A 21,764-nucleotide genomic window follows, 5' to 3' on the forward strand; every position below is an offset into this window, starting at 1 on the left:
ACAGTTCGATCTTGATTTTTTTCGCTCTTTCGAGCAACTCATAATTAAGAATTGAAGTGAACTTCACTTCTCTCTCATGAGCGTTTGTAGTGCTAAGCACTAGTTCCAAAGAACTTGGCACTCGCCATCAAACGCCCACGCTTATCGGCTGTATATTTTTAATGAACCAGATACCAAAACAGCAAAAGCTTTCTTGATTTCTTGACTTAGCTGCGATCAGCTGAGCCTTAAATTATAACAGGCTTTTTAAAACCCTGTCAACCCGAAGGTCTTTGCACTTTCTTCACCAGCCACCGTCTCCAGCAACCCGCTACTCTCAGCGCAGCCTTGAATTATATACCGGGTTTTTACCCAATCAAACCCAAAATCACACCTCTTTGCAAACCTTCTTCTCCACCACCCAGACCAACCCAACAGGGACGCCTCTGAACAGCGAAGCCTATGACTATAGCATGGAAAAATGAGAAAAACCGGAAATGCGGGGACACGTCATCTGCATTTTTAGAATGCCATACCAGCGGCCCTCAAACTTTCCACTTCTCAAGCAACTTGTCGGGTCCCAAGCTGTCATAGCCCTCGAACGGCTGGTGGATCCAAGGATTGGTGGACAAGAACTCCACCGAATAGTCAGGCGTGAAAGTTGACTGCCCCTTCGTCCAGATAACCGCGCTTCGCAACTCCGATATGGGAGCGTAGCTCGTCTTGAGCATGTCGATCACCGCATGCAGCGTATGACCGGAGTCTGCCAGATCATCTACCAACAACACACGCCCTGCAATTTCGCCCTTGGGGGTTGTGATGAAGCGTGCGATGTCCAGGTGACCTTGAACCGTACCGGCTTCAGCACGGTAGGAACTCGTCGACATGATTGCCAAAGGTTTGTCAAAGATGCGGCTCAGGATATCTCCTGGACGCAATCCACCTCGAGCAAGACAAAGGATGGTGTCGAACTCCCATCCCGACTGATACACTTTTAGAGCAAGTTTTTCGATAAGGCTGTGATACTCGTCATAGCTCACGTAGAGATGTTTGCCGTCTTCCGTCAACATGTTCGCTCCTGATTTGATAGCTGGTAGCGCTCAAAAATAAGCGCCTAGAGTGTTATGCCACGTAGGGATGGCGCATCAGGATGGTGTGATCACGATCCGGGCTTGTGGAAACCATGGCAATCGGAACACCGGTAACTTCCGCAATGCGTTCCAGATATTGCCTTGCACCAAGGGGCAGCTTGGAGTAGTCCGTCACACCGACCGTTGAATCGCTCCAGCCCGGCATCGTTTCATAAATGGGTTGGCAACGGGCAATATCGTCTGCGCCCATCGGCAACAGGTCAATCAGCTCACCGTCGAGCTTGTAGCCGGTGCACAGCTTCAGTTCATCCAGCCCGTCGAGCACATCAAGCTTGGTGATGCACAGTCCTGACAGACCGTTGACCTGAGCACTGCGCTTGAGCAAAGCTGCATCAAACCAGCCACAACGGCGACTGCGTCCAGTCGTTACACCCTTCTCGGCACCCACAGTGCTCATGTGATAGCCAGGCGTTCCGGGTTTTTCCCAATCCAGCTCGGTAGGAAATGGTCCGCCACCTACGCGTGTGCAGTAGGCTTTGGTAATACCAAGAATGTAATGGAGCATGCCGGGGCCAACACCCGAACCCGCGGCGGCGTTGCCTGCGACACAGTTGCTGGAGGTTACGTAAGGATAGGTGCCATGGTCCACATCAAGCAGGGTGCCCTGCGCACCTTCGAACAGGAGATTATCACCCGCTTGGTGCGCGTCGTTGAGTTCCCGCGAAACGTCTGCCATCATGGGCTTGAGAAGTTCTGCGTGGTGCATGGCCTCGGTGTAGACCGCATCGAACTGCACCTCGCCATCGCGGATGTAAGGAGTGAGGGCGTCACCAAAAACGAACTTGCCAGACCCCAAAAAAGTTGTCAGCACATGGTTGTGCAAGGCGAGGAGTTCGCGCAACTTCGCTGCAAACCGTTCGGGATACTTGAGGTCCTGAACCCGCAACGCACGGCGGGCAATCTTGTCCTCATAAGCTGGACCAATCCCCCGGCCGGTGGTGCCAATCTTTTCCGTGCCGCCTTGCTCACGGGCGGCCTCCCGAGCAACGTCAAGCGCTGCATGGAATGGAAGGATCAAAGGGCAGGCCTCGCTGATGCGCAGGCGTGAACGCACCTCCACACCGGCTTTCTCAAGTCCCTCAATTTCCTCGAAAAGCTTGGCTGCAGACAGCACCACCCCGTTGCCAATGTAGCACTTGACGCCGGGTCGCATGATGCCACTCGGAATCAGATGCAGCGCGGTCTTCACGCCATTGATAACCAACGTATGCCCGGCGTTGTGGCCGCCCTGGAAACGGACAACGCCCTGCGCACTCTCCGTCAACCAGTCCACCAGCTTGCCTTTTCCCTCGTCACCCCACTGGGTGCCGACCACGACCACATTGCGACCTTTGGTAACTTTCATCTCAAACCCAATTCATTGTCAGTTGCTTCAATAGCTTGCACGATCCACTGGCCAGAGACTGGTACTAGTTCTCGGTCGCAATGGAACTCATCGACTTCGCTTTCATGCCCCGGCAACACGCAGACTACGGTTTCGCCGCAGCTGCGTAACGCCGCAATGGCCGCATGGACGTCTTCCGAATCGCCCCACGGTGCCCGGATGGCAGCCTTGAGTAAGCGCGGTGACACCACGCTCACCACCTGCTTGATGTCAAGGCTGAAGCCAGCGGCAGGCCGATTGCGACCAAACACGGCACCGACTTCGTCGTAGCGCCCACCTCGCACCAACGCATCGCTGGCGCCAGGGGCATAGATGGCAAAGCGCATTCCGCTGTAATAGGCGTAGCCCCTCAAATCGGCCAGATCAAAACTAACACGGACGCCTTGAACACGGGAGGCCAGCCACTTCAAATTCAATAGCACTTCGCGCACGCCAGGCGTGCGCTGCAGTGCTTTTTCTGCTTCAATAAGAACCTCTTCGTCGCCATACATCTGCAACAACGCCAGCAAGCCCTCGCGCGATGCCACGGGGAAATCGCGTGACAGGAAGGCCAACTCACTGGCGTCCTTGTTTGCCAAAGCAGTGTGGATGGACTGAAGCAAAGGGGCATCCACCGGCACACCGGCAAGCAAACTACGAACAATACGCACGTCAGCAAGGTCCACGCTGGTGTCCTGCACATTCGCAACCCGCAGGCAATCCAGGGATAGCTGCACAGCCTCAAGGTCAGCTTCCAACCCGGCATGGCCATAAATTTCTGCGCCAAACTGCAGAGGCTCACGCGTCGCATGAGGACGGTCAGGGCGCGTGTGCACCACCGGGCCGCAGTAACACAGCCGGGTTACGCCCTTGCGATTCAACAAATGGGCATCAATGCGGGCGACTTGGGGTGTGGTGTCGGCACGCAAACCTAGTGACCGACCAGAGAGCTGGTCGACCAACTTGAAGGTCTGCAGATCCAGCGCCTCGCCGGTTCCCGTCAGCAAAGACTCCAGGTGCTCCAGCAAGGGCGGCATGACAAGCTCATAGCCATAGCAGCGGGCTGTATCAAGCAGCCCGCGACGCAATTCTTCGATGTGCCGTGCTTCAGACGGCAAGACATCGGCAATGTGATCCGGCAGGACCCAAGCAGACATGGAAATTGGAAGGCTGTTAAAAACGCGATTCTACCGGCAGGGACGAAGCATCCCGAAAGCCCCCGCAGGCTTGGGAGTCGCGCTCGGCAGAATCAGAAAAGCAGCATCACGATGCCAGACAGAATGCAAAGCAATGCAAAGAACCGAATTTGGCCATCACGCAACTGCACCATTTGCGTAAATACACGGCGCCAGCTGGCAGGTGACAGGAACGGCAAGAGCCCCTCGATCACCAACACCAAAGCGAACGCCGTCCAGAGACTATCGGTCAACTCCATGTAATGCAGCCAATGGCATCATTTGCGGGCCGGCTGCACAGCGGGGGAACTCGAGCCACCTCGAAAGACCTTGAAAAACTCAGACGAAGAAGGGTCCAGCACCATAACGTCGCTCTTCTTGCTGAAGCTTGCCTTGTAAGCCTCAAGACTGCGATAGAACTGAGCAAATTGAGGGTCGCGGCCAAAAGATTCAGCATAAATGCGCGCGGCCTCGGCATCCCCTTCACCCTTCACTTTTTGCGCATCGCGATAAGCATTGGCAATGGTGATCTCGCGCTGACGATCCGCATCGGCACGGATCTTCTCCCCTTCAGCTCCGCCCGTGGAACGCAACTCATTGGCCACGCGCTTGCGCTCTGCCTCCATACGGCGATAGACGGATTCCGTGATCGCCTCAACATAGTCCACCCGGGTAATGCGAACATCGACAACGTCTACACCCCAAGGCTTGGCACCGCGGACGGTTTCCAGAACCTCGCGCTTCACGTCCGCCATCAAGTCCTCTCGCTTGAGTGACAAGAGTTCCTTGACGGTTCGCTTGTTGATTTCTTCCTGAAACGCATTGCGCACCACCCGATTGAGCTGCATTGCGCCAGCAGTCTCATCCAGTCCGACATTACGTATGTATTCGGTCGGCTCGGAAATGCGCCAGCGCACATACCAATCGATCACCACGCGTTGTTTTTCCGCCGTCAGCATGGGCTCGGTATCCGTGCTGTCGAGCGTCAACAACCGCTTGTCGATATAGGACACATTCTGAAATGGGGGCGGCAGCTTGAAGTTCAGCCCCGGTTCCGTGATGACCTCCTTGATCTGCCCGAGGGCGTACAGCACACCAAACTGGCGCTGATCCACCACGAAGAGCATGGAGCTCATCAATGCGAGAACTACCAGAACGGTAGAAGCAATAAATCCAACTCGGTTCACAAAATGCTCCTATCGGGTTTCACGGTCACGCGTGCGACTGCTGTCACGCGCACGGGAATCGTTCGACAAACTACCGGCCGCAGCCGATGACGGCACCGCAACCGCCCCGCCACTGGCGGGTACTTCAACAGCGCCGGACGACTGCGCAACTCCCTGCATGATCTTGTCCAGCGGCAGATAGAGTAGGTTCGAACCCTGCCGGGACTCCACCAACACCTTGGTGACGTTGCCATAAATCTGCTGCATGGACTCCAGGTACATCCGGTCACGCGTAACCTGAGGGGCCTTCTGGTATTCCGCCAGAACGGAAGTGAAACGTTGTGCATCACCTTGGGCTTGGGCCACGATGCGGGCCTTGTAAGCGGCCGCCTCTTCCTTCAGGCGCGAAGCAGAGCCAACAGCACGTGGAATCACATCGTTGGCATAGGCCTCCGCTTCGTTCTTTGCCCGCTCCCTCTCCTGCCCAGCCTTCAATACATCGTCAAAAGATGCCTGAACCTGCTCAGGTGGGCGCACGCCTCCTTGCTGCAAATTGATGCCAACCACCTCCACGCCCACTTTGTAGCGATCCAGGATTGTCTGCATCAACGTGCGCACCCTTGGTGCAATCTGATCGCGCTCTTCAGCCAAAGCTGTGTCCATACGCATCTTGCCAACCACCTCGCGCACCGCAGTCTCTGCAGCCTGCACCACGGCATCTGCTGGATTCTTGCTTTCAAAAAGCCAAGCCCGGGCATCGCTCAAGCGGTACTGGACAGCAAACTTGATTTCGACAATGTTTTCATCTTCGGTCAACATGGCCGACTCGCGCAGCCCGGTGCTTTTGATGACATTGTCCCGCCCCACGTCAGCAGATCGTATCTGGGTCACAAAAACCAGTTCGTGACGCTCGATCGGATAAGGAAGACGCCAGTTGAAACCAGCCCCTTTCGTACTCTGGTATTTGCCAAATTGCGTAATGACTGCCTGCTGACCTTCCTGGACGATAAAAATACCGGTCCCCATCCAGATCACAAAAACAATACCGGCAATGAGCCCGATGCCCACGCCAGCACTCTTCATGTCTGGTTGAAACCCACCTCCATTGCCCCCACCAGGACCGCGCGAGCCACCGTTCTTGTTGCCGAACAGCCCGCCCAGCTTACGGTTGAGGTCGCGCCACAATTCATCCAGATCAGGCGGTTGCCCGGTGGGGCCGGAATCACGCCCACGCCCCCCAGCAGCCGGTGCTGGTGGGCGCTCAGACTCAGGGCGACTGCCATCCTCTGCCTTGTCCTCGCCGCGCCCCCATCGTGGATCGTTCAAATTGAACATCCCACGGATGCGTTCCGGCAGCATGGCCCAGCGTGGGTTACGGTCTTGGAAATTCATGCGCAAAATCTCTGGTTCTCTGATGACATTGTTTCAACCGGCATTGTGCCCAATCAAGACGCTTCGGTCGGGAATTCAGCGAGATCGCCTGGGGTCATGTCAGTCTGGGCCGCGAGTAGGGTCTGGGCCAATTTCTGCCGCAGCGCACCTAGACCCTCACCAGTCTGCGCACTGACAAACAGACGGTCTACTGGTCGACCGTCCAGGTCGTACATATCCTGCAACAAGGCGGGGCGCTGCTCAGGCGGCACCGCATCAAGTTTGTTGAACACCAGCAGTTGGGCAATATCGGCCGCACCGATCTCGCGCAACACCCGTTGAACTTGATCGATCTGCTCAGGAAAGTTGGGGTTGGATGCATCGACGACATGCAGCAGCAAATCCGCATCCACCGCCTCCTGCAGCGTGGCCTGGAAGGCATCTACCAGGCCGTGCGGCAAATCTCGGATAAAGCCGACGGTGTCGGATAGCGACACGGATCTATCGGCCTCCCCCAGATACAGTTGCCGCGTTGTTGTATCCAGTGTTGCAAACAGCTGATCAGCAGCATACGCCCTGGCCTTTACCAAGGCATTGAACAAGGTCGATTTACCGGCGTTGGTATAGCCCACCAGGGAAATATTGAAGGTTTCACGCCGCTCACGCTGGCGCCGTTGGGTCGAGCGCTGGCGCTTCACCTTGACAAGGCGTTCCTTGGTGCGTTTGACAGCGTCGCTGATCATGCGGCGATCAAGCTCAATCTGAGTTTCGCCCGGCCCCCCACGCGCACCGATTCCGCCCCGCTGACGCTCCAGGTGCGACCATCGACGAACGAGGCGAGTACTCAGGTACTGCAGACGAGCCAATTCGACCTGCAGTTTGCCTTCGTGGCTGCGTGCTCGCTGCGCAAAAATCTCCAGAATCAGCAACGTTCGATCATTCACCGGCAATTCAAGATGACGCTCGAGATTGCGCTGCTGTGCGGGACTCAGCGATTGGTCAAAAAGCACTTCTACGGCACCGTGCATTTGGGCAAGCATACGGATCTCATCCGCCTTGCCCGAGCCGACAAAAAGCGCAGCATCCGGCGCCTTGCGCTTGCACGTGATGCGCGCAACGGGCTCAAGACCAGCAGTTTGCGCCAGCAACCCCAGCTCTTCGAGGTTTGAATCGAAATGGGGAAGCCCGAAATCGACGCCCACCAAAAGTACTGGAGCGCTGGGAGTGCGAGTGGAATCAGTGGAACTCAAACGAACCGGCCCATCTGCGGGGCCGACCTTTGATGGTCGGCTGTGCGACGCCATCCCCAATCAGACGCCGCTGTTGTCGGCATCCGGGGCGGCGTCTGGTGTCAAGAAATTGACTGCACGTCCCGGCACAATTGTGGATATGGCGTGCTTATAAACCATCTGGGTCACTGTGTTGCGCAGCAACACCACATATTGGTCAAATGATTCGATTTGTCCCTGCAGCTTGATACCGTTCACCAGATAAATGGAGACCGGCACATGCTCCTTGCGCAAGGCGTTCAGGAAAGGATCTTGCAGAAGTTGGCCTTTATTGCTCACGATATGCTCCGTGTTCAAGTGTTGTTGTAAACCAGCACCTTACCACAGCGCGCACCGCAGCCAAGCATAGACCTGCGTCAAACCCCTCCGCAGTTCACACTCTTGCTCTAACTGGCGTCTTTGTCGGCAAAGGGATTGTGAGAAGTCTTCATTTCAATGCGCAGCGGCGTCCCCACAAGATCGAATTCTTTGCGGAACCGCCCCTCCAGAAACCGCTTGAAAGCATCTGTCACATGCTCCAGGGAATTACCGTGGATCACAATAACCGGTGGATTCATGCCGCCTTGGTGGGCGTAACGCATCTTGGGGCGGAACATGCCCGCGCGCTTGGGCGCCTGAAATTGCACCGCCTCCAAAAGCACTCGTGTAAGCACCGGTGTCGACATCTTGCAGGTAGCCGCCTTGTGCGCTTGGGCAATGGAAACCCACAGGGGGCCAAGACCCTGCCTCTTTTTCGCCGAAATGAAATGCATTGCTGCAAATTTCAAGAATGCCAGCCGTGTCTCAATGGAGCGCTCAAGTAGTTGGCGCTGATAGTCATCGACGGCGTCCCACTTGTTGACGGCCAGAACCACAGCGCGCCCGCTCTCAAGAATGTAGCCCGCAATGTGTGCGTCCTGGTCTGTCACACCCTGGGTGGCGTCCAGCAACAGCAACACTACATTCGCTGACTCGATCGCCTGCAGGGTTTTAACCACCGAGAACTTTTCGATTGCTTCAAACACCTTCCCCTTGCGGCGCAGACCGGCAGTGTCTACCAACTCAAATCGTTGCCCGTTGCGCTCAAAAGGCACCGTGATGGCGTCGCGCGTTGTGCCCGGCATATCAAATGCCACCAGCCGCTCTTCACCCAGCCACGTGTTGATCAGGGTGGACTTGCCCACATTGGGACGACCGGCAACCGCCAACTTGATCACGCCTTTATCGACGCTTTCTTCGGTGTCGTCCGGATCCGGCAAATGAAGCGGCTCAAGAGCAAGATCGACCAGCCCCCGGATACCCTGTCCGTGGGCGGCTGACACAGGGTAGACGTCTCCAAGGCCTAGTTCATAGAACTCTGCCAGCTGAATGCCCTGCAGCATGCCCTCGGCTTTGTTTGCCACCAGAATGCACGGTTTGCCAAGGCGACGCAGATAGTTCGCAATATCGTGATCCTGTGCCGAAACACCCGCGCGGGCATCCACTACAAAGATCACCACATCGGCCTCCGCCACTGCCTGCTGCGTTTGCTTGGCCATCTCGCGGTAGATGCCGCTCGATGCGTCTGGCTCGAATCCCCCTGTGTCGATAACGATGTACTCGTGCTTGCCTTGCTTGCCGTTGCCGTAGTGCCTGTCGCGCGTCAATCCAGCAAAGTCGGCCACGATGGCATCCCGCGACTTTGTAAGACGGTTGAACAACGTGGATTTTCCGACGTTCGGACGCCCCACGAGGGCGATAACTGGCTTCATTGAATGCAATCCATTAATCAGGACGGAAGCCGTATATCCCGCCATTGCGGGTTACGGCCACCAAGGTATCCGCAGCGACAACCGGCGCGGCGGCGATGCCGGAGGCATCCGTGGTCAAGCGATTCAAGGGACTGCCGTCGTTGCGAGACAGCAGATGCACGAGCCCGGCATCGTCCCCTACAACAACCGACCGCCCAAGGAGCAGCGGAGCCGTTAACTTTCGAAATTTGAGCCTATCCGATGTCCACGCACGCGTACCATCGGCTCTTCTCCAGGCAATCATTGAGCCATTGCTCTCAGACCCAAAGACAAGTTCGCCGTCACCATGGATGCCATCGCTTCCAGCAGCAAGTTGTGTCCAGGCCACGGTTCCCCGTGAAGTGTTCACACAGCCCACCGTCGCTTGAAATGCGCGTGCGCAGACACTGTCGCCGACACGAGAAACGCGGCCTACCAGTTCAACCAAACGCTCCACGTCGTTGGTGCCACGGGCACTGGCGAGAGGGGCCTCCCACCGTACACTGCCATTGTCAGGATTGAACCCAACGAGTCGTCCTGACAACCCGACCACCAGCGTGTCGCCCACAGCCAGAAGCACCCCGGATTGGCGCAACACCAAAGGCTCACCCGGGCGGGATTGAATCCACAAACGTCGCCCCGTCATTGCATCGTAGGCAGAAACCGACCGGTCAGCAGAAAGGACGAAAATGCGGTTTCCTGCAACCAAGGGGGCTGTGAATGTCTGCGTCTGCAGAGGCTGACGCCAAAGCTCACGACCAGACTCCATCACCACCAAAGCATTGCCGCGGGAAACTACGGCAGTCCATTTTCCGTCGCTTCCCACACCGGCCGAAAGAGGCTCCCCCAGCGCCGTGCGCCAAAGATCTGCCCCTGAGCGAGCATCCAAAGCAACCACAACGCCGTCCGCCGATGCGAGTGTCACCACATGGCCGCTGACATGCATATCCAAAGGAAGGCCCGCGATGCTTCCGATCCGCGCGGTCCATACATGGTTGACCCCCAGCACGGGCACATTGGGCCCAAGATCTGCAGGCACAGGCTTGGAGCTCCCGCCCCAGAGAGAGCAACCACTCAAAACTGCCCCGACCAAAAGCACGGACGCGACATGCCTGGCGTGCGAGATCCAAGGCGAGGAACACGAGGTTAGAGCGAATCTCATTTTTTGTTCTCAGGTGTTGCACCAGCAGCCACATCAGCACCTTGTGGACGGACACCCAGTGCGTTGAGCTTGACTTCCACCAAACGGCGATATTCCACGCGGTCATCAAACGCCTTGAATGCGCGGTTGTACTCAGTAACGGCTTGATCCTGTTTCCCCTGCAGAATCAAGATGTCCCCCTTGCGATCCGCGACAACCGCCTCGAACTCGGCTGGAAATGAACCCGAGACCTGCTTGAGCGCTTCGTCCAGTTCCTTCTGATCCATCAGTACACTGGAAAGACGCAATCTGGCAAGCGCCTTGTAGCCGTCATCACTGGCCTTTTCTGCAACCCAAGTCAATGCTTCACTGGCGCCTTTGATGTTGCCGACATCCAGCATGGATTTTGCAAGCATCAGCCCAGCTTGGGCTGTCTGCGTTGTTCCCGCATAGCTGGCGCGCAGATCGCCGAATGCCTGCTCCATGCGAGCCTGGTCACCGGCACGAGCGGCTACATCCACGGCGTCAAAAAGTGCTGCCGCCTGAATTGCCTGGCGATTCTGCCAATACTGGTACCCATTCCAGGCTGCTACAGAGCCAAAAATCAAGATTGCCAAGGCACTGATCAATGTCCCCCAGGTATTCCAAAAATGCTTGAGTTGATCAAGCTGCTCTTGTTCTTCGAGATCGAGGTGATTGGCCATGAATATATTTGGAATTAACGGGAAAATTGCAGGGCGCTGGCCCACTCGGAAACGCTATCGAGGCGGTGTTCGGTCTGCATGCCACTGCCATCTCGCAATGACTTGCACAGCACCACGCCACGCGCCAACTCATCTGATCCAAAAACAAGCGCATACCGTGCACCGCTGGCATCTGCTTTCTTAAACTGGGATTTCATGCTACCCATGCCCTCACCCGACACAGGGGCACCATGCATCTGCACGCGGACACCGTGCCCACGCAAACGCTCAAGGGTTGTAATGGCAATAGGCAAGGTCGTCATATCCGGGATAACAGCATATACATCCGGACATACCGGGGGAATGGCTCCACCTTGCTCTTTCAGGAGCTCCAGAACGCGCTCTACTCCAAGCGCCCAGCCAACCGCAGGAGCGGCCTTGCCACCAATCTGCTCGACAAGATAGTCATAGCGTCCCCCACCGCAAATGGTGCCCTGTGAGCCCAACTGGTCGGTAACAAACTCAAACACGGTGAGATTGTAGTAATCCATCCCACGCACCAAGCGAGGATTGACCCGCCAAGACACTCCGTTGGCATCCAGAATGGCCTTCACTGCATTGAAATGGCTGAGGGACGCTTCGCCGAGAAAATCAATCAATCGAGGTGCCGCCTCGACAATCGACTGCATGGCAGGATTCTTCGTGTCCAGAATTCGCAGGGGATTGCTGTGCAAGCGACGGCGAGCCTCCTCATCCAGAGCATCTGTATGGTGCTCCAGGTAGCCGATCAAAGCAGCTCGGTGCGCCTTGCGTTCGTCTGGCTGTCCCAGACTATTGAGTTCAAGGCGCACGTTTTGCAGGCCAAGCTCTTTCCACAACGCATTGGCAAGCAAAATCAATTCAGCATCCAGTTCCGCACCAGGAAACCCAAGCGCTTCTGCACCGATCTGATGAAATTGACGGTATCGTCCCCGCTGCGGGCGTTCATGGCGAAACATCGGACCCATGTAATACAAACGTTTTCCACCGTCATACAACATGGAGTGTTCAGCGACCGCACGCACCACTCCCGCCGTTGCCTCCGGCCGCAAAGTCAATTGCTCGCCGTTCAAGCGGTCCTCAAAAGAGTACATCTCCTTCTCGACAATGTCAGTGACCTCACCCAGGCCGCGCACAAAGAGCGAAGTCGGCTCCACAATGGGAGTACGAATGTTGCGATACGCATACCGCTCCATGAGTGCTCTAACCTTGCTCTCCAGCCATTCCCACCGTGCGGATTCGGGTGGCAGGATGTCGTTCATGCCTTTGACAGCGGTCAGCTTTTCAAGCTTCGACACAAGGGTTCCTTTTTCTATGCTCACAGCAATATTTTTCTTTTGGAAATGGGAAAACGAGAAACAGGGCTTGCCAACAACTGGCAGTTCAACCCTGCGGTGACCGGCTTACGGCTATGCAGCCGAGGATCCGGCACCAAACCGTTTTTCAATGTAGTTTTCGACAATCTGGTGAAATTCATTGGCAATGTTGTCACCACGTAGCGTGAGGGCTTTTTCACCATCGATAAACACCGGAGCCGCGGGCACCTCGCCGGTTCCTGGAAGGCTGATTCCGACATCCGCATGCTTGCTTTCACCAGGGCCGTTCACGATGCACCCCATGACCGCAACCTTGAGACTTTCCACACCGGGATAACGCACACGCCACACGGGCATCTGCGCACGAAGGAAATCATCAATCTGTTTGGCCAGATCCTGAAACGTTGTGCTGGTGGTGCGACCACAGCCGGGACAGGCTGTCACGCTGGGCACGAACATCCGCAATCCCAACGACTGCAGAATCTCAGATGCCACCACAACTTCCTGCGTCCGGGCCTCCCCCGGCTGGGGCGTGAGCGAAACCCGGATCGTATCGCCGATACCCTCTTGCAGCAGGATCGACAAGGCGGTGGCAGAGGCGACAGTTCCCTTGGTGCCCATACCTGCTTCTGTCAGCCCCAGATGGAGCGCATAGTCGCAACGGCGTGCCAGCTCACGGTAAACCGAGATCAAATCCTGAACGCCGCTGACCTTGCACGACAGGATGATCTGGTTGCCGCCCAGACCCATGTCTTCAGCACGACGAGCCGATTCCACTGCCGAGGTGATCAGCGCTTCATACATCACCTGGCGCGCATCCCAGGGGAGGGGTCGGCGGCTATTGGCATCCATCAGGCTGGCAAGAAGCTCTTGATCAAGACTCCCCCAGTTGACACCGATGCGAACCGCCTTGTTCCACCGCATCGCAGCTTCGATCATCTGGCCAAACTGGCGATCACGCTTGTCACCTTTGCCAACATTGCCCGGATTGATACGGTACTTCGACAGTGCCTGTGCACAATCCGGAAAATCCGTCAGGAGCCGATGCCCGTTGTAATGAAAATCCCCGACCAAAGGAACGCTTTCCCCCATACGGTCGAGTTGCTCCCGGATATACGGAACCGCTGCTGCCGCTTCCGGTGTGTTGACGGTGATACGAACAAACTCAGACCCTGCCTGAGCGAGCTCTTTCACCTGGATTGCCGTGCCGATGGCATCTACGGTGTCCGTGTTGGTCATGGACTGGATGCGCACAGGCGCATCACCACCCACCGTGACTATGCGAGAGCCCCACACCACCTGCGCCTGCCTGGAACGGCGAGGAGACGGTGCCGCCACGTTGATCGCTGCAGTATCGCTGACCATTTTTTCCACTATTTCACCTCGAAGCGAGCGACATTTTCACGGGAAACGGGCCCGATATCGTAGGGCTTGCCGCGAACAAAAACTTCCGTGGCATCTGCCCGCCCGATCACAACAGCCAGCGGCAACACGCCGGACACAGAAACCAGCTCATTGGGCGCCAAATTGCGCTGCAAGACCAGTGCACCTGCCGCATCACGAACCTGTATCCACGACTCGCTACGTGCTTTGAAAGCGAGAACACCGGAGGGTGCATCGGCGGCAGGCGCGCTGCTGGGGGCAGATGCTTCCACCGACGGCAAGACGATGGGATGTGAAGCGATTCCAGCAGGCTTGATCGATTCCCCAGCAGGCAATTCGACACCCACACCAACTGCAGCTGCAGCTGCAGCTGCAGGGGCAGCGGAAGGGACGCGCTGTTCTGCACCCACTGCAACCGAAATTTCCTGCGCGACGTTCCCTGTAGGCATCGGAATTTTTGTAGTTGTTTCCGGTTGCTTGAGCAAAGCCGATAAATCCGCATCCAGGCCCCGGGGCAGGAACATCATCAAAGCCGCGCCGATCAACAACAAGCCAACAGCCCATACGAAGGATCTGGTGCCGGCCCCCTTGAACGGAGCCGCAGACGATCTACCGGCGAATCCCTTGACGGGCGCGTTCAAACCCACATCTCCGGCAGAGAGTCTAGGTCCCTCCCCCTGGGGCAGAAGCGCCAGAACAGCTTGAGGATCTATCTTGAGGGTGCGACAGACACTGGACGCCAGTGCACGGACGAACACCATGTCCGGCAATGCAGAAAAATTATCCGCCTCCAGTGCTTCAAGCTTGGCAACAGGCACCTTCAGGGCAACGGCCAATGCGGCAATGTGCAGCCCTGCCGCCTCACGGGCATCTCGCAGCAATGCACCCGCCGTCACTGACATACCTTGGCCAGGCGTGTCAGCTGCAGACGACGCAACCAACAACTCACTCATTGAATGCCCCGCGTTCAAAAGCACCCCACTCACGCGAATCAAGGAACCGCTTGCGCAGCTGATCAGCGAGTTGCCTCATAGCCACGGTGTCGCCCAAAGCACGCTCTACCTTGATCCCCAGCCACAGCGATTCTGCGTTGGCGTATTCGCTGTTATTGAGACGTCGGATGTAAAACTGCGCACGACTCAGATCATTGCGACGCAAAAGGAGTGCCGACAAGTGATAGCCAACCACAGGGTTGGCAGCATCCAGTTCGTAGGCCTTGATCAGCGACTGCTCGGCCTCTGCAAAGCGCTCAGCGCCAACTTGACAAAGTCCCTTCGCCATCAATGTTTTGCTGCGCGCAGCGTAGGCAGGATTGTTCAGTGCACGGGAAAAGTTCTGATCAGCTTCTGCGTATTTTTTCTGCTGACACAGAAGCCAGCCAAAGTTGTGCGAGAGATTGGCGTCGCCAGGGCGCAAAGCCAGTGCCCGGCGAAAACTCTCTTCTGCCTGCGGAAAATCGTTGAGGCGCAAATAGATGAGACCGCGCAAGTTGTAGGCATCGGCATAGGTCGGATCAGATGCAAGCGATTGCTTGACCTCATCCAAAGCGACGGCAGTTTGCCCCATCTCGAAATAATTGGATGCCAGCTCCAAGCGGATTCGGGCACGGCGGCGCGCTTCAGGTTCGTCGGACGGCGTCACCAGATCCGCAGAGGATTCAGGCGCCGATGTCCCGCCATTGGTCGCACATCCTCCAAGCGCAAAAAAACAGGTCAAGGCACCACAAGCCATGAGCGTCCAGCGGCAATATTGCTGCCAGCGTCCAATCGATCCCACCATGTAGCGCCTCCTTAATAAGTAGCGACTTAAGTCACCTGTTTGAGCACGATTGTGCGTTGCTTTGCCATGCGCGCAGCCGCATGCGTACGGTCTTTGACATCGCCGGCCAGTTGGCCGCATGCGGCATCAATATCATCCCCGCGCGTCTTGCGCACTGTCGTGACAATTCCCGCGCCACTTAGTACTTTTGCAAAAGCGGCGACCTGTGCCTGAGAAGAACGCAAGAGTCCTGAGGCAGGAAATGGGTTGAAAGGAATCAGGTTGAATTTGCAGCGGATCGCGTGGCCACGAACTGGTTTGACCAACTCAATCAATTGATGGGCATGCTCAATCTGATCGTTCACGCCATCGAGCATGCAGTATTCAAATGTGATGAAATCCCTTGGCGCATGTTCAAGGTAGCGGTGGCAAGCTTCCAGCAACTCCTGGATCGGGTATTTTCGGTTCAGCGGAACCAGAAAATCCCGCAGCGCATCATTGGGCGCATGCAACGAAACTGCAAGGGCCACCGGACAGTCCTGCGACAAGCGATCCATCATGGGGACAACGCCCGACGTAGACACTGTGACCCGCCGACGCGACAGTCCGTAAGCATGGTCGTCCAGCATAACCTTCAGCGCGGGCACAAGGGCAGCATAGTTTTGCAGCGGCTCGCCCATGCCCATCATCACCACATTCGAAATAATGCGGGAAGATGATCCCAGGCGTCTGCGCAAGGCGTGCTCGGCGAACCACAGCTGCGCAACAATTTCACCCGTGGTGAGATTGCGACTGAAGCCTTGGTGCCCGGTCGAGCAAAACCGGCACCCAACCGCACAGCCGGCCTGCGACGATATACAAAGGGTTCCCCGGTCATCCTCAGGAATAAAAACGGATTCGACAGCATTGCCACCGCCCACGTCAAATAGCCATTTGACGGTGCCATCGGCCGAGACATGCTCACTGATGACAGGCAGGGCCTGCACATGCGCACAGCCCTTGAGCTTGGCGCGCAAGGCAGCAGCCAAGTCGCTCATGGCATCAAAATCATCAGCCCCCCGCTGGTGAATCCAGCGGAAAAGCTGCGTGGCACGAAACCGCTTTTCTCCGAGCTGCCCACAAAAGTCGGCTAACCTGTCGAGGTCAAATTCAAGAAGATTGGTTTTCATGGTTGCCGCGTCCAAAATCGGTCGCAGCTGCCCCCAGCGCTTGCTTTATCCAACAGCATTGGAACGAGCGTGGGGACGATCATGTCAGCGCGAGTAGACGTTCATGCCTGGGAAGAAGAACGCGATCTCCACCTGAGCAGTTTCAGGCGCATCGGAACCGTGCACGGCGTTGGCATCAATGCTGTCTGCAAAGTCAGCACGAATGGTACCGGCCTCAGCCTTCTTGGGATCCGTTGCACCCATCAGTTCGCGGTTCTTCAAAATCGCGTTCTCGCCTTCCAGCGCCTGAATCATGACGGGGCCGGAAATCATGAAATCAACCAGATCCTTGAAGAAAGGACGTGCCTTGTGCACCGCATAGAACTGCTCAGCCTCCAGGCGCGAGAGGTGCGCCATGCGGGCAGCAACGACCTTGAGGCCAGCGGCTTCAAAGCGGGCATAGATCTGGCCGATGACATTCTTGGCAACTGCGTCGGGCTTGATGATGGAAAGAGTACGTTCGATGGCCATTTTGATTTCCTGATGTGATGTTGCTGTAATTTTTTCGCCCGTCGGGCAAAGCTTTCGATTCTAACCGGGCAAGGAATCCCCAAAGAATTAGCGATTTCCGCCGCGACGCTGCCCGCCGCCGCCAGTACGCCCACCGCCGCCCGTGCGGCGCTGATCCTGACGGTGGCGTGACAAACTGTCCACGCCAATGTATCCGACCGACGTTTTCATGGGATCGGGTTGTGCACTGCCTCGCTGGCGATCCGGGTTTCCCCCTCGTGCACTCGGATCATCAGACCTGCGAGGTGCCTGTCCACGCGGTCCACCTGCACTGCCGTTGGCTCCTGGCGGACGCTTTCGGCCATCACCCATGCGTTTACCGCCGCCTCCACGGCTCCGATTCCCCCGGTCTCCACCAGTGGGCACTTCGTTGCTGCGGGCCTCGGGGGCTTCCGGGCGTCCAGCCGAGGCGGCCTGAACCAGGGCCCGAATATCGCTCTCATCGAGCTCCAGCCAGGCCCCTCTTTTCAGCCCCCGGGGCAAGACCATTGCGCCGTAGCGGATCCGGATCAGGCGACTGACAGCGTGGCCCACCGCCTCCAGCATGCGACGAACCTCGCGATTGCGCCCTTCCGATATGGTGACGCGATACCAGCAATTGGAGCCTTCACCACCTCCATCCTCGATCGAACCAAACGCAGCCATGCCGTCGTCCAGCCGAACGCCGTCCAGCAGGTGCTGTTTTTCTTCGTTGCTCAGGGCTCCCAGGACGCGCACGGCATATTCCCGCTCCAGTCCAAACCGGGGGTGCATCAGCTTGTTGGCCAACTCACCCGAGCTGGTGAACAGAAGCAGACCCTCAGTGTTCAGATCCAGGCGACCGACGGACTGCCATTTGCCTTGTTGCAAACGAGGAAGCTTGCGAAACACCGTCGGCCGGTTTTGCGGGTCATCATGGGAAACCACCTCGCCAACAGGCTTGTGGTAAGCAATAACACGCGCAGGTGGAGGATCAATGCGATAGCGGATCGGCTTGCCATTCACCTTCACCTGATCGCCAAACTGCACGCGTTGACCAATGTGCGCAGGCTCGTTGTTCACCGAGATCCTGCCTTCAAGAATCAACTGCTCCATCTCCAGACGAGAGCCCAGCCCGGCCTGCGCAAGCACCTTGTGAAGTTTGGGCGTTTCCACCTGAGGCAACAGCACGCGCTTGGTTGCTACGGCCTCGCCACCGACCTCATCGGCATCGAAACGACCCGAAATGACATCTTCAAACTGGTAACCATCGACCGCGGCAGCCGTAGATCGCTTTCCAGACCCGGTGAGGCCAGCTGGGCGCGGCGTCGCCTGGCGCCTGGCACCGGCCTCGCGCTTGCCAGCGGTCGACTGCGACGTGGTAATTCCGCCGTCAGATGGAACATCGGCATTGCTCAATGGAGCTGCTGACGCCAGTGCGGGCTCATGTTCCGCGGCAAGATTCGCCGACAGGTGCAGTGCATCGCCCTCGCCGGAGAACCCGGCTGGAGCCTCAATCACCACATCCCCAGCGACGCCAGCCATTGGCTCCGCTTTTTTGCGGGTGTTTTTGCGTGCTACAGCTTTTTTGGCAGGCACTGCGACGTCAGAACTCTCCGTCTCTTGAGACATGTCCTGAGGATCTGAAGTGGAATCGTTCATAAATTATTTCCCGTGACGCCCCCTGGGGCGCCAACTTGTTCATCACGGAGATCCGTCTCCGCACTTGGCTTGGCCTGCGTCTGCTGCTGCGCCTCTTGCAAATCCATCCCGGACAACCCTTCATCGCCCAAAGGAAGGCGGTTTGGAACATCGTCTCCATCCATCTCCAAGGTGCCCTGCAGGTTTCCCAACGAGGCCATTGCCTCCAGGACATTGGAGCTACCGGTGGGGTCATCCAGCACCGGCAACTGGTCCAGCGACTGCAGCCCCAAGTCGTCCAGAAACTGGCGTGTGGTGGCAAACAGCGCAGGGCGGCCTACGGTTTCCCGATGCCCAATGACCTCCACCCAACCTCGATCCTCCAGTTGCTTCACGATCAGACTATTGACCGTGACACCCCGGATATCTTCGATATCTCCGCGCGTCACCGGCTGGCGGTAGGCAATGATGGCCAATGTCTCCAGCGTGGCACGGGAATAGCGCGGGGGCTTCTCCGGGTGAAGCTTGTCCAGGTACTCCCGCATTTCGGGGCGGCTTTGGAATCGCCAACCAGAAGCCACCTGCACCAGCTCGACCCCTCGCAGGGCCCAGTCCTGCTGAAGCTCCTGCAAGAGGACTTTCAGTGTGTCCGACCCCAGCGCATCATCAAAAAGTACACGCAGCTCTCGCACAGCCATGGGCTGCGCAGCGCAGATCAGGGCGGTTTCGAGGACCCGTTTGGCATCCACCGTATTCATGGTTCAGCGATTCCGGGAAAATTTGGCCATGTGCCGATAGCAGGCACCACACCAACTGCAGGAGTCAATCAAGAGCGCACCAGGAAGAAACTCTGGAGCGACGCACCACTTGGCGGGAGACCGCCTTCGGGCGAACACGGCCTGGCAGACCGTCAGGGCGGATTGTAGCCCAGGCCCCACTGCGACAACGCCTGCGCCAGATCGTCCGGCAATGGTGCGCGAAACTCGAGCGCCCGCCCTGAGACCGGATGCGCAAAACACAGCCGATAGGCATGAAGCGCCTGGCGCTCCATTCCCGCAGCATAAGCCCCTCCATAAAGACTGTCGGCAACCAGCGGGTGCCCGATGGATGCCATGTGCACCCGAATCTGATGGGTGCGCCCAGTGTGCAAGGTGCACTCCACCCAGCAACCGAGGTCATTGCCTGCAAGCCATCGCACATCCGTGCGCGCAGTTTTTCCGGGATGACTGTCCAGGTCGACTACAGCCATGCGCAAACGGTTGCGTGGATCGCGCCCGATGGGGGCTTGCACCGTCCGGCTGTGGGGCCCCGTCCAGGGCCGGTGCGCCAAGGCCAGGTATTGCCGATGCACTGCCCGCTCGGCGATCATGCACACGAGCGCATCCATAGTGGCCCGATCCTTGGCAACAACCATCAGGCCACTGGTGTCCTTGTCAAGGCGGTGCACGATGCCCGCGCGGGGCACCCATTGCGCCTTTTCATCGCGCGCAAGAAGCCCGTTCAGCAGCGTTCCACCCCAGTTTCCCGGGGCGGGATGAACGACCAGGCCCGCCGGCTTGTTAATTACCAGCAGGTGCTCGTCTTCGTAAACCACATCGATGGGCAGCGACTCCGGGCGAAATGCCTGGCTCTGCAGCGTCGGGCGCATCTCGACCGAGACCGGGTCGCCGGCCTTCACCCGCACAGCCGCCTTGGTGGCCGGACGACCGTTCAGTGAAACAAGACCCTGCGACAGAAGCTGCTGCAGATAGCTGCGAGAAAACTCGGGCACCAGCTCGACCAGCGCGCGGTCCAGGCGCGCGCCATGCTGGGCCACACCCACCACCACTTGCCGCAACTCGGATTCAGCCTCGGCAAGGCCAGTAAACTCATCCGATAAGCCGAGTTCATCCGGGGTTTCGGCCGAACCCGCGGCAGACACGGCCCTACCGGCTGTTATTTCGTCGAGACGGCCCGTTGGGTCTGCATCAGGCACGGCAGACAGTGCGACAGAAGTCAAACTCAACGCGCTGGCAAGTAGCGGACAGGGTCCACAGGTTTGCCCTGGCGCCGAATTTCGAAGTGCAGCTTGACGCGGTCAGCATCCGTACTGCCCATTTCCGCAATTTTTTGGCCGCGCCGCACCGTCTGGTCTTCCTTGACCAGCAATGCCTGGTTGTGCGCATAGGCGGTCAAAAAGGTGTTGTTGTGCTTCAAAATAACGAGATTGCCATAGCCCCGCAGACCGGCGCCCGCATACACCACCCGCCCGTCAGCCGCCGCAAGAACCGGGTCTCCGGCTTTACCGGAAATATCGTAGCCCTTGTTACGGGCCTCATCAAAACCTGCCAGCAGAGTGCCAGAAGCAGGCCAGATGAAAGGAACGTCGTCTTCCGATGAGGCTGCTGCCGCAGCGGAGGTAGGGGCTGGGATTGGCGCAGGCACAGCCACCGCAGCACTGGCGGCAGGCTTGGGCGTGCTGGCAGCCGAAGCAGGAACAACAGCCGAAGAGGCAACAGGACGCGCCACCACGCCCGTTTCGGTGGCCGCCGTGGCCGAGGGGGGCGCCACTCGCAGCACCTGCCCCACCTCGATCAGGTTGGCATTGTCCAGGTTGTTCCAGCGCGCAATGTCCTTCCAGCCTTGGCCATTTTCAAGGCCAATGCGAATCAGCGTATCTCCGGCCTTGACAGTGTAGTAACCCGGTTTTCCTGCATTCTCAGCCCCCGGCAAGGGCTTGATGGGTGTCACCACCACGCCAGGCACTGACGAAGGCGACGACGAGGCAGAAGACGTTCCACGGTCCTCCACGGGAGCCTTCGTCATACGGGTTCCGCAGCCAGCAAGCACCAGCGCCGTCAACGTGACGGAAACCCCAACGACAAGACTACGTGATACCAACATAA

Annotated in this window: 21 protein-coding genes; all 21 read right to left on the minus strand. The window is 57.6% G+C overall.

The window, feature by feature from the left end; all coding sequences use genetic code 11:
* Nucleotides 1-524: 524 nt before the first annotated feature.
* Nucleotides 525-1,049, minus strand: a complete 525-nt coding sequence (locus tag DTW89_RS12140; RefSeq protein ID WP_114656141.1) for a phosphoribosyltransferase — start codon at nucleotides 1,047-1,049, stop codon at nucleotides 525-527.
* Nucleotides 1,050-1,101: 52 nt separating this feature from the next.
* Entirely contained in the window at nucleotides 1,102-2,475 is a 1,374-nt protein-coding gene (locus tag DTW89_RS12145) for an adenylosuccinate synthase (protein ID WP_024814601.1), read from the minus strand.
* Nucleotides 2,472-3,650 (minus strand): ATP phosphoribosyltransferase regulatory subunit, encoded by a 1,179-nt coding sequence (locus DTW89_RS12150; RefSeq protein WP_114656142.1) that lies wholly within the window; start codon nucleotides 3,648-3,650, stop codon nucleotides 2,472-2,474. The genes DTW89_RS12145 and DTW89_RS12150 overlap by 4 nt, the downstream gene beginning before the upstream one ends.
* A 92-nt stretch (nucleotides 3,651-3,742) precedes the next feature.
* Nucleotides 3,743-3,928 carry a DUF2065 domain-containing protein gene (locus tag DTW89_RS12155; protein ID WP_024814599.1) on the minus strand — a complete coding sequence of 62 codons (186 nt, stop codon included), beginning with the start codon at nucleotides 3,926-3,928 and terminating at the stop codon, nucleotides 3,743-3,745.
* Between the two features lie 18 nt (nucleotides 3,929-3,946).
* Nucleotides 3,947-4,855, minus strand: a complete 909-nt coding sequence (gene hflC, locus DTW89_RS12160) for a protease modulator HflC (RefSeq protein ID WP_111868299.1) — start codon at nucleotides 4,853-4,855, stop codon at nucleotides 3,947-3,949.
* A 9-nt stretch (nucleotides 4,856-4,864) separates the two neighbouring features.
* The gene (gene hflK, locus DTW89_RS12165) at nucleotides 4,865-6,226 is read right to left on the minus strand and encodes an FtsH protease activity modulator HflK (protein WP_114656143.1); all 1,362 of its coding nucleotides are present in this window, start codon (nucleotides 6,224-6,226) and stop codon (nucleotides 4,865-4,867) included.
* A 53-nt stretch (nucleotides 6,227-6,279) separates the two neighbouring features.
* Nucleotides 6,280-7,407 (minus strand): GTPase HflX, encoded by a 1,128-nt coding sequence (gene hflX, locus DTW89_RS12170; protein ID WP_442858108.1) that lies wholly within the window; start codon nucleotides 7,405-7,407, stop codon nucleotides 6,280-6,282.
* 108 nt (nucleotides 7,408-7,515) lie between these two features.
* Nucleotides 7,516-7,773, minus strand: a complete 258-nt coding sequence (gene hfq, locus DTW89_RS12175) for an RNA chaperone Hfq (RefSeq protein ID WP_024814595.1) — start codon at nucleotides 7,771-7,773, stop codon at nucleotides 7,516-7,518.
* Between the two features lie 107 nt (nucleotides 7,774-7,880).
* Entirely contained in the window at nucleotides 7,881-9,224 is a 1,344-nt protein-coding gene (der, locus tag DTW89_RS12180; protein WP_024814594.1) for a ribosome biogenesis GTPase Der, read from the minus strand.
* A gap of 13 nt (nucleotides 9,225-9,237) precedes the next feature.
* Nucleotides 9,238-10,404, minus strand: coding sequence for an outer membrane protein assembly factor BamB (gene bamB / locus DTW89_RS12185; RefSeq protein ID WP_114656145.1), 1,167 nt, complete (start codon nucleotides 10,402-10,404; stop codon nucleotides 9,238-9,240).
* Entirely contained in the window at nucleotides 10,401-11,087 is a 687-nt protein-coding gene (locus tag DTW89_RS12190; RefSeq protein WP_114656146.1) for a YfgM family protein, read from the minus strand. The genes bamB and DTW89_RS12190 overlap by 4 nt, the downstream gene beginning before the upstream one ends.
* A 14-nt stretch (nucleotides 11,088-11,101) precedes the next feature.
* Nucleotides 11,102-12,367, minus strand: coding sequence for a histidine--tRNA ligase (gene hisS / locus DTW89_RS12195; protein WP_236637127.1), 1,266 nt, complete (start codon nucleotides 12,365-12,367; stop codon nucleotides 11,102-11,104).
* A gap of 147 nt (nucleotides 12,368-12,514) precedes the next feature.
* The gene (gene ispG / locus DTW89_RS12200; protein ID WP_114656154.1) at nucleotides 12,515-13,786 is read right to left on the minus strand and encodes a flavodoxin-dependent (E)-4-hydroxy-3-methylbut-2-enyl-diphosphate synthase; all 1,272 of its coding nucleotides are present in this window, start codon (nucleotides 13,784-13,786) and stop codon (nucleotides 12,515-12,517) included.
* Nucleotides 13,787-13,794: 8 nt separating this feature from the next.
* Entirely contained in the window at nucleotides 13,795-14,757 is a 963-nt protein-coding gene (locus DTW89_RS12205) for a helix-turn-helix domain-containing protein (RefSeq protein WP_236637126.1), read from the minus strand.
* On the minus strand, nucleotides 14,750-15,583 hold the full coding sequence (pilW, locus tag DTW89_RS12210) for a type IV pilus biogenesis/stability protein PilW (RefSeq protein ID WP_114656147.1): 834 nt from the start codon (nucleotides 15,581-15,583) through the stop codon (nucleotides 14,750-14,752). The genes DTW89_RS12205 and pilW overlap by 8 nt, the downstream gene beginning before the upstream one ends.
* Before the next feature lie 26 nt (nucleotides 15,584-15,609).
* Nucleotides 15,610-16,731, minus strand: coding sequence for a 23S rRNA (adenine(2503)-C(2))-methyltransferase RlmN (gene rlmN, locus DTW89_RS12215; protein WP_114656148.1), 1,122 nt, complete (start codon nucleotides 16,729-16,731; stop codon nucleotides 15,610-15,612).
* A gap of 84 nt (nucleotides 16,732-16,815) precedes the next feature.
* Entirely contained in the window at nucleotides 16,816-17,241 is a 426-nt protein-coding gene (ndk, locus tag DTW89_RS12220) for a nucleoside-diphosphate kinase (RefSeq protein ID WP_111868308.1), read from the minus strand.
* An 87-nt stretch (nucleotides 17,242-17,328) separates the two neighbouring features.
* Nucleotides 17,329-18,900: a pseudouridine synthase gene (locus DTW89_RS12225; protein WP_081739349.1), complete on the minus strand. Its 1,572-nt coding sequence runs from the start codon at nucleotides 18,898-18,900 to the stop codon at nucleotides 17,329-17,331.
* A complete protein-coding gene (gene scpB, locus DTW89_RS12230) occupies nucleotides 18,897-19,637 on the minus strand; it encodes an SMC-Scp complex subunit ScpB (RefSeq protein ID WP_024814584.1) in 741 nt (246 codons plus the stop codon). Before scpB ends, DTW89_RS12225 begins: the two co-directional genes overlap by 4 nt.
* 152 nt (nucleotides 19,638-19,789) lie before the next feature.
* The gene (locus tag DTW89_RS12235) at nucleotides 19,790-20,818 is read right to left on the minus strand and encodes an RluA family pseudouridine synthase (RefSeq protein ID WP_035241619.1); all 1,029 of its coding nucleotides are present in this window, start codon (nucleotides 20,816-20,818) and stop codon (nucleotides 19,790-19,792) included.
* Between the two features lie 62 nt (nucleotides 20,819-20,880).
* On the minus strand, nucleotides 20,881-21,762 hold the full coding sequence (locus DTW89_RS12240; protein ID WP_024814582.1) for a peptidoglycan DD-metalloendopeptidase family protein: 882 nt from the start codon (nucleotides 21,760-21,762) through the stop codon (nucleotides 20,881-20,883).
* Nucleotides 21,763-21,764: the final 2 nt, after the last annotated feature.

This window comes from Acidovorax sp. BoFeN1, assembly GCF_003345135.1.
Lineage (GTDB): Bacteria > Pseudomonadota > Gammaproteobacteria > Burkholderiales > Burkholderiaceae_C > Acidovorax > Acidovorax defluvii.

Bases quoted from the DNA above. Each gene is read 5' to 3' on its own strand.
- DTW89_RS12140 (WP_114656141.1), bottom strand. From the start codon at position 1,049: ATGTTGACGGAAGACGGCAAACATCTCTACGTGAGCTATGACGAGTAT.
- DTW89_RS12145 (WP_024814601.1), bottom strand. From the start codon at position 2,475: ATGAAAGTTACCAAAGGTCGCAATGTGGTCGTGGTCGGCACCCAGTGG.
- DTW89_RS12150 (WP_114656142.1), bottom strand. From the start codon at position 3,650: ATGTCTGCTTGGGTCCTGCCGGATCACATTGCCGATGTCTTGCCGTCT.
- DTW89_RS12155 (WP_024814599.1), bottom strand. From the start codon at position 3,928: ATGGAGTTGACCGATAGTCTCTGGACGGCGTTCGCTTTGGTGTTGGTG.
- hflK (WP_114656143.1), bottom strand. From the start codon at position 6,226: ATGAATTTCCAAGACCGTAACCCACGCTGGGCCATGCTGCCGGAACGC.
- der (WP_024814594.1), bottom strand. From the start codon at position 9,224: ATGAAGCCAGTTATCGCCCTCGTGGGGCGTCCGAACGTCGGAAAATCC.
- bamB (WP_114656145.1), bottom strand. From the start codon at position 10,404: ATGAGATTCGCTCTAACCTCGTGTTCCTCGCCTTGGATCTCGCACGCC.
- DTW89_RS12190 (WP_114656146.1), bottom strand. From the start codon at position 11,087: ATGGCCAATCACCTCGATCTCGAAGAACAAGAGCAGCTTGATCAACTC.
- hisS (WP_236637127.1), bottom strand. From the start codon at position 12,367: ATGAACGACATCCTGCCACCCGAATCCGCACGGTGGGAATGGCTGGAG.
- ispG (WP_114656154.1), bottom strand. From the start codon at position 13,786: ATGGTCAGCGATACTGCAGCGATCAACGTGGCGGCACCGTCTCCTCGC.
- DTW89_RS12205 (WP_236637126.1), bottom strand. From the start codon at position 14,757: ATGAGTGAGTTGTTGGTTGCGTCGTCTGCAGCTGACACGCCTGGCCAA.
- pilW (WP_114656147.1), bottom strand. From the start codon at position 15,583: ATGGTGGGATCGATTGGACGCTGGCAGCAATATTGCCGCTGGACGCTC.
- rlmN (WP_114656148.1), bottom strand. From the start codon at position 16,731: ATGAAAACCAATCTTCTTGAATTTGACCTCGACAGGTTAGCCGACTTT.
- ndk (WP_111868308.1), bottom strand. From the start codon at position 17,241: ATGGCCATCGAACGTACTCTTTCCATCATCAAGCCCGACGCAGTTGCC.
- DTW89_RS12225 (WP_081739349.1), bottom strand. From the start codon at position 18,900: ATGAACGATTCCACTTCAGATCCTCAGGACATGTCTCAAGAGACGGAG.
- scpB (WP_024814584.1), bottom strand. From the start codon at position 19,637: ATGAATACGGTGGATGCCAAACGGGTCCTCGAAACCGCCCTGATCTGC.
- DTW89_RS12240 (WP_024814582.1), bottom strand. From the start codon at position 21,762: ATGTTGGTATCACGTAGTCTTGTCGTTGGGGTTTCCGTCACGTTGACG.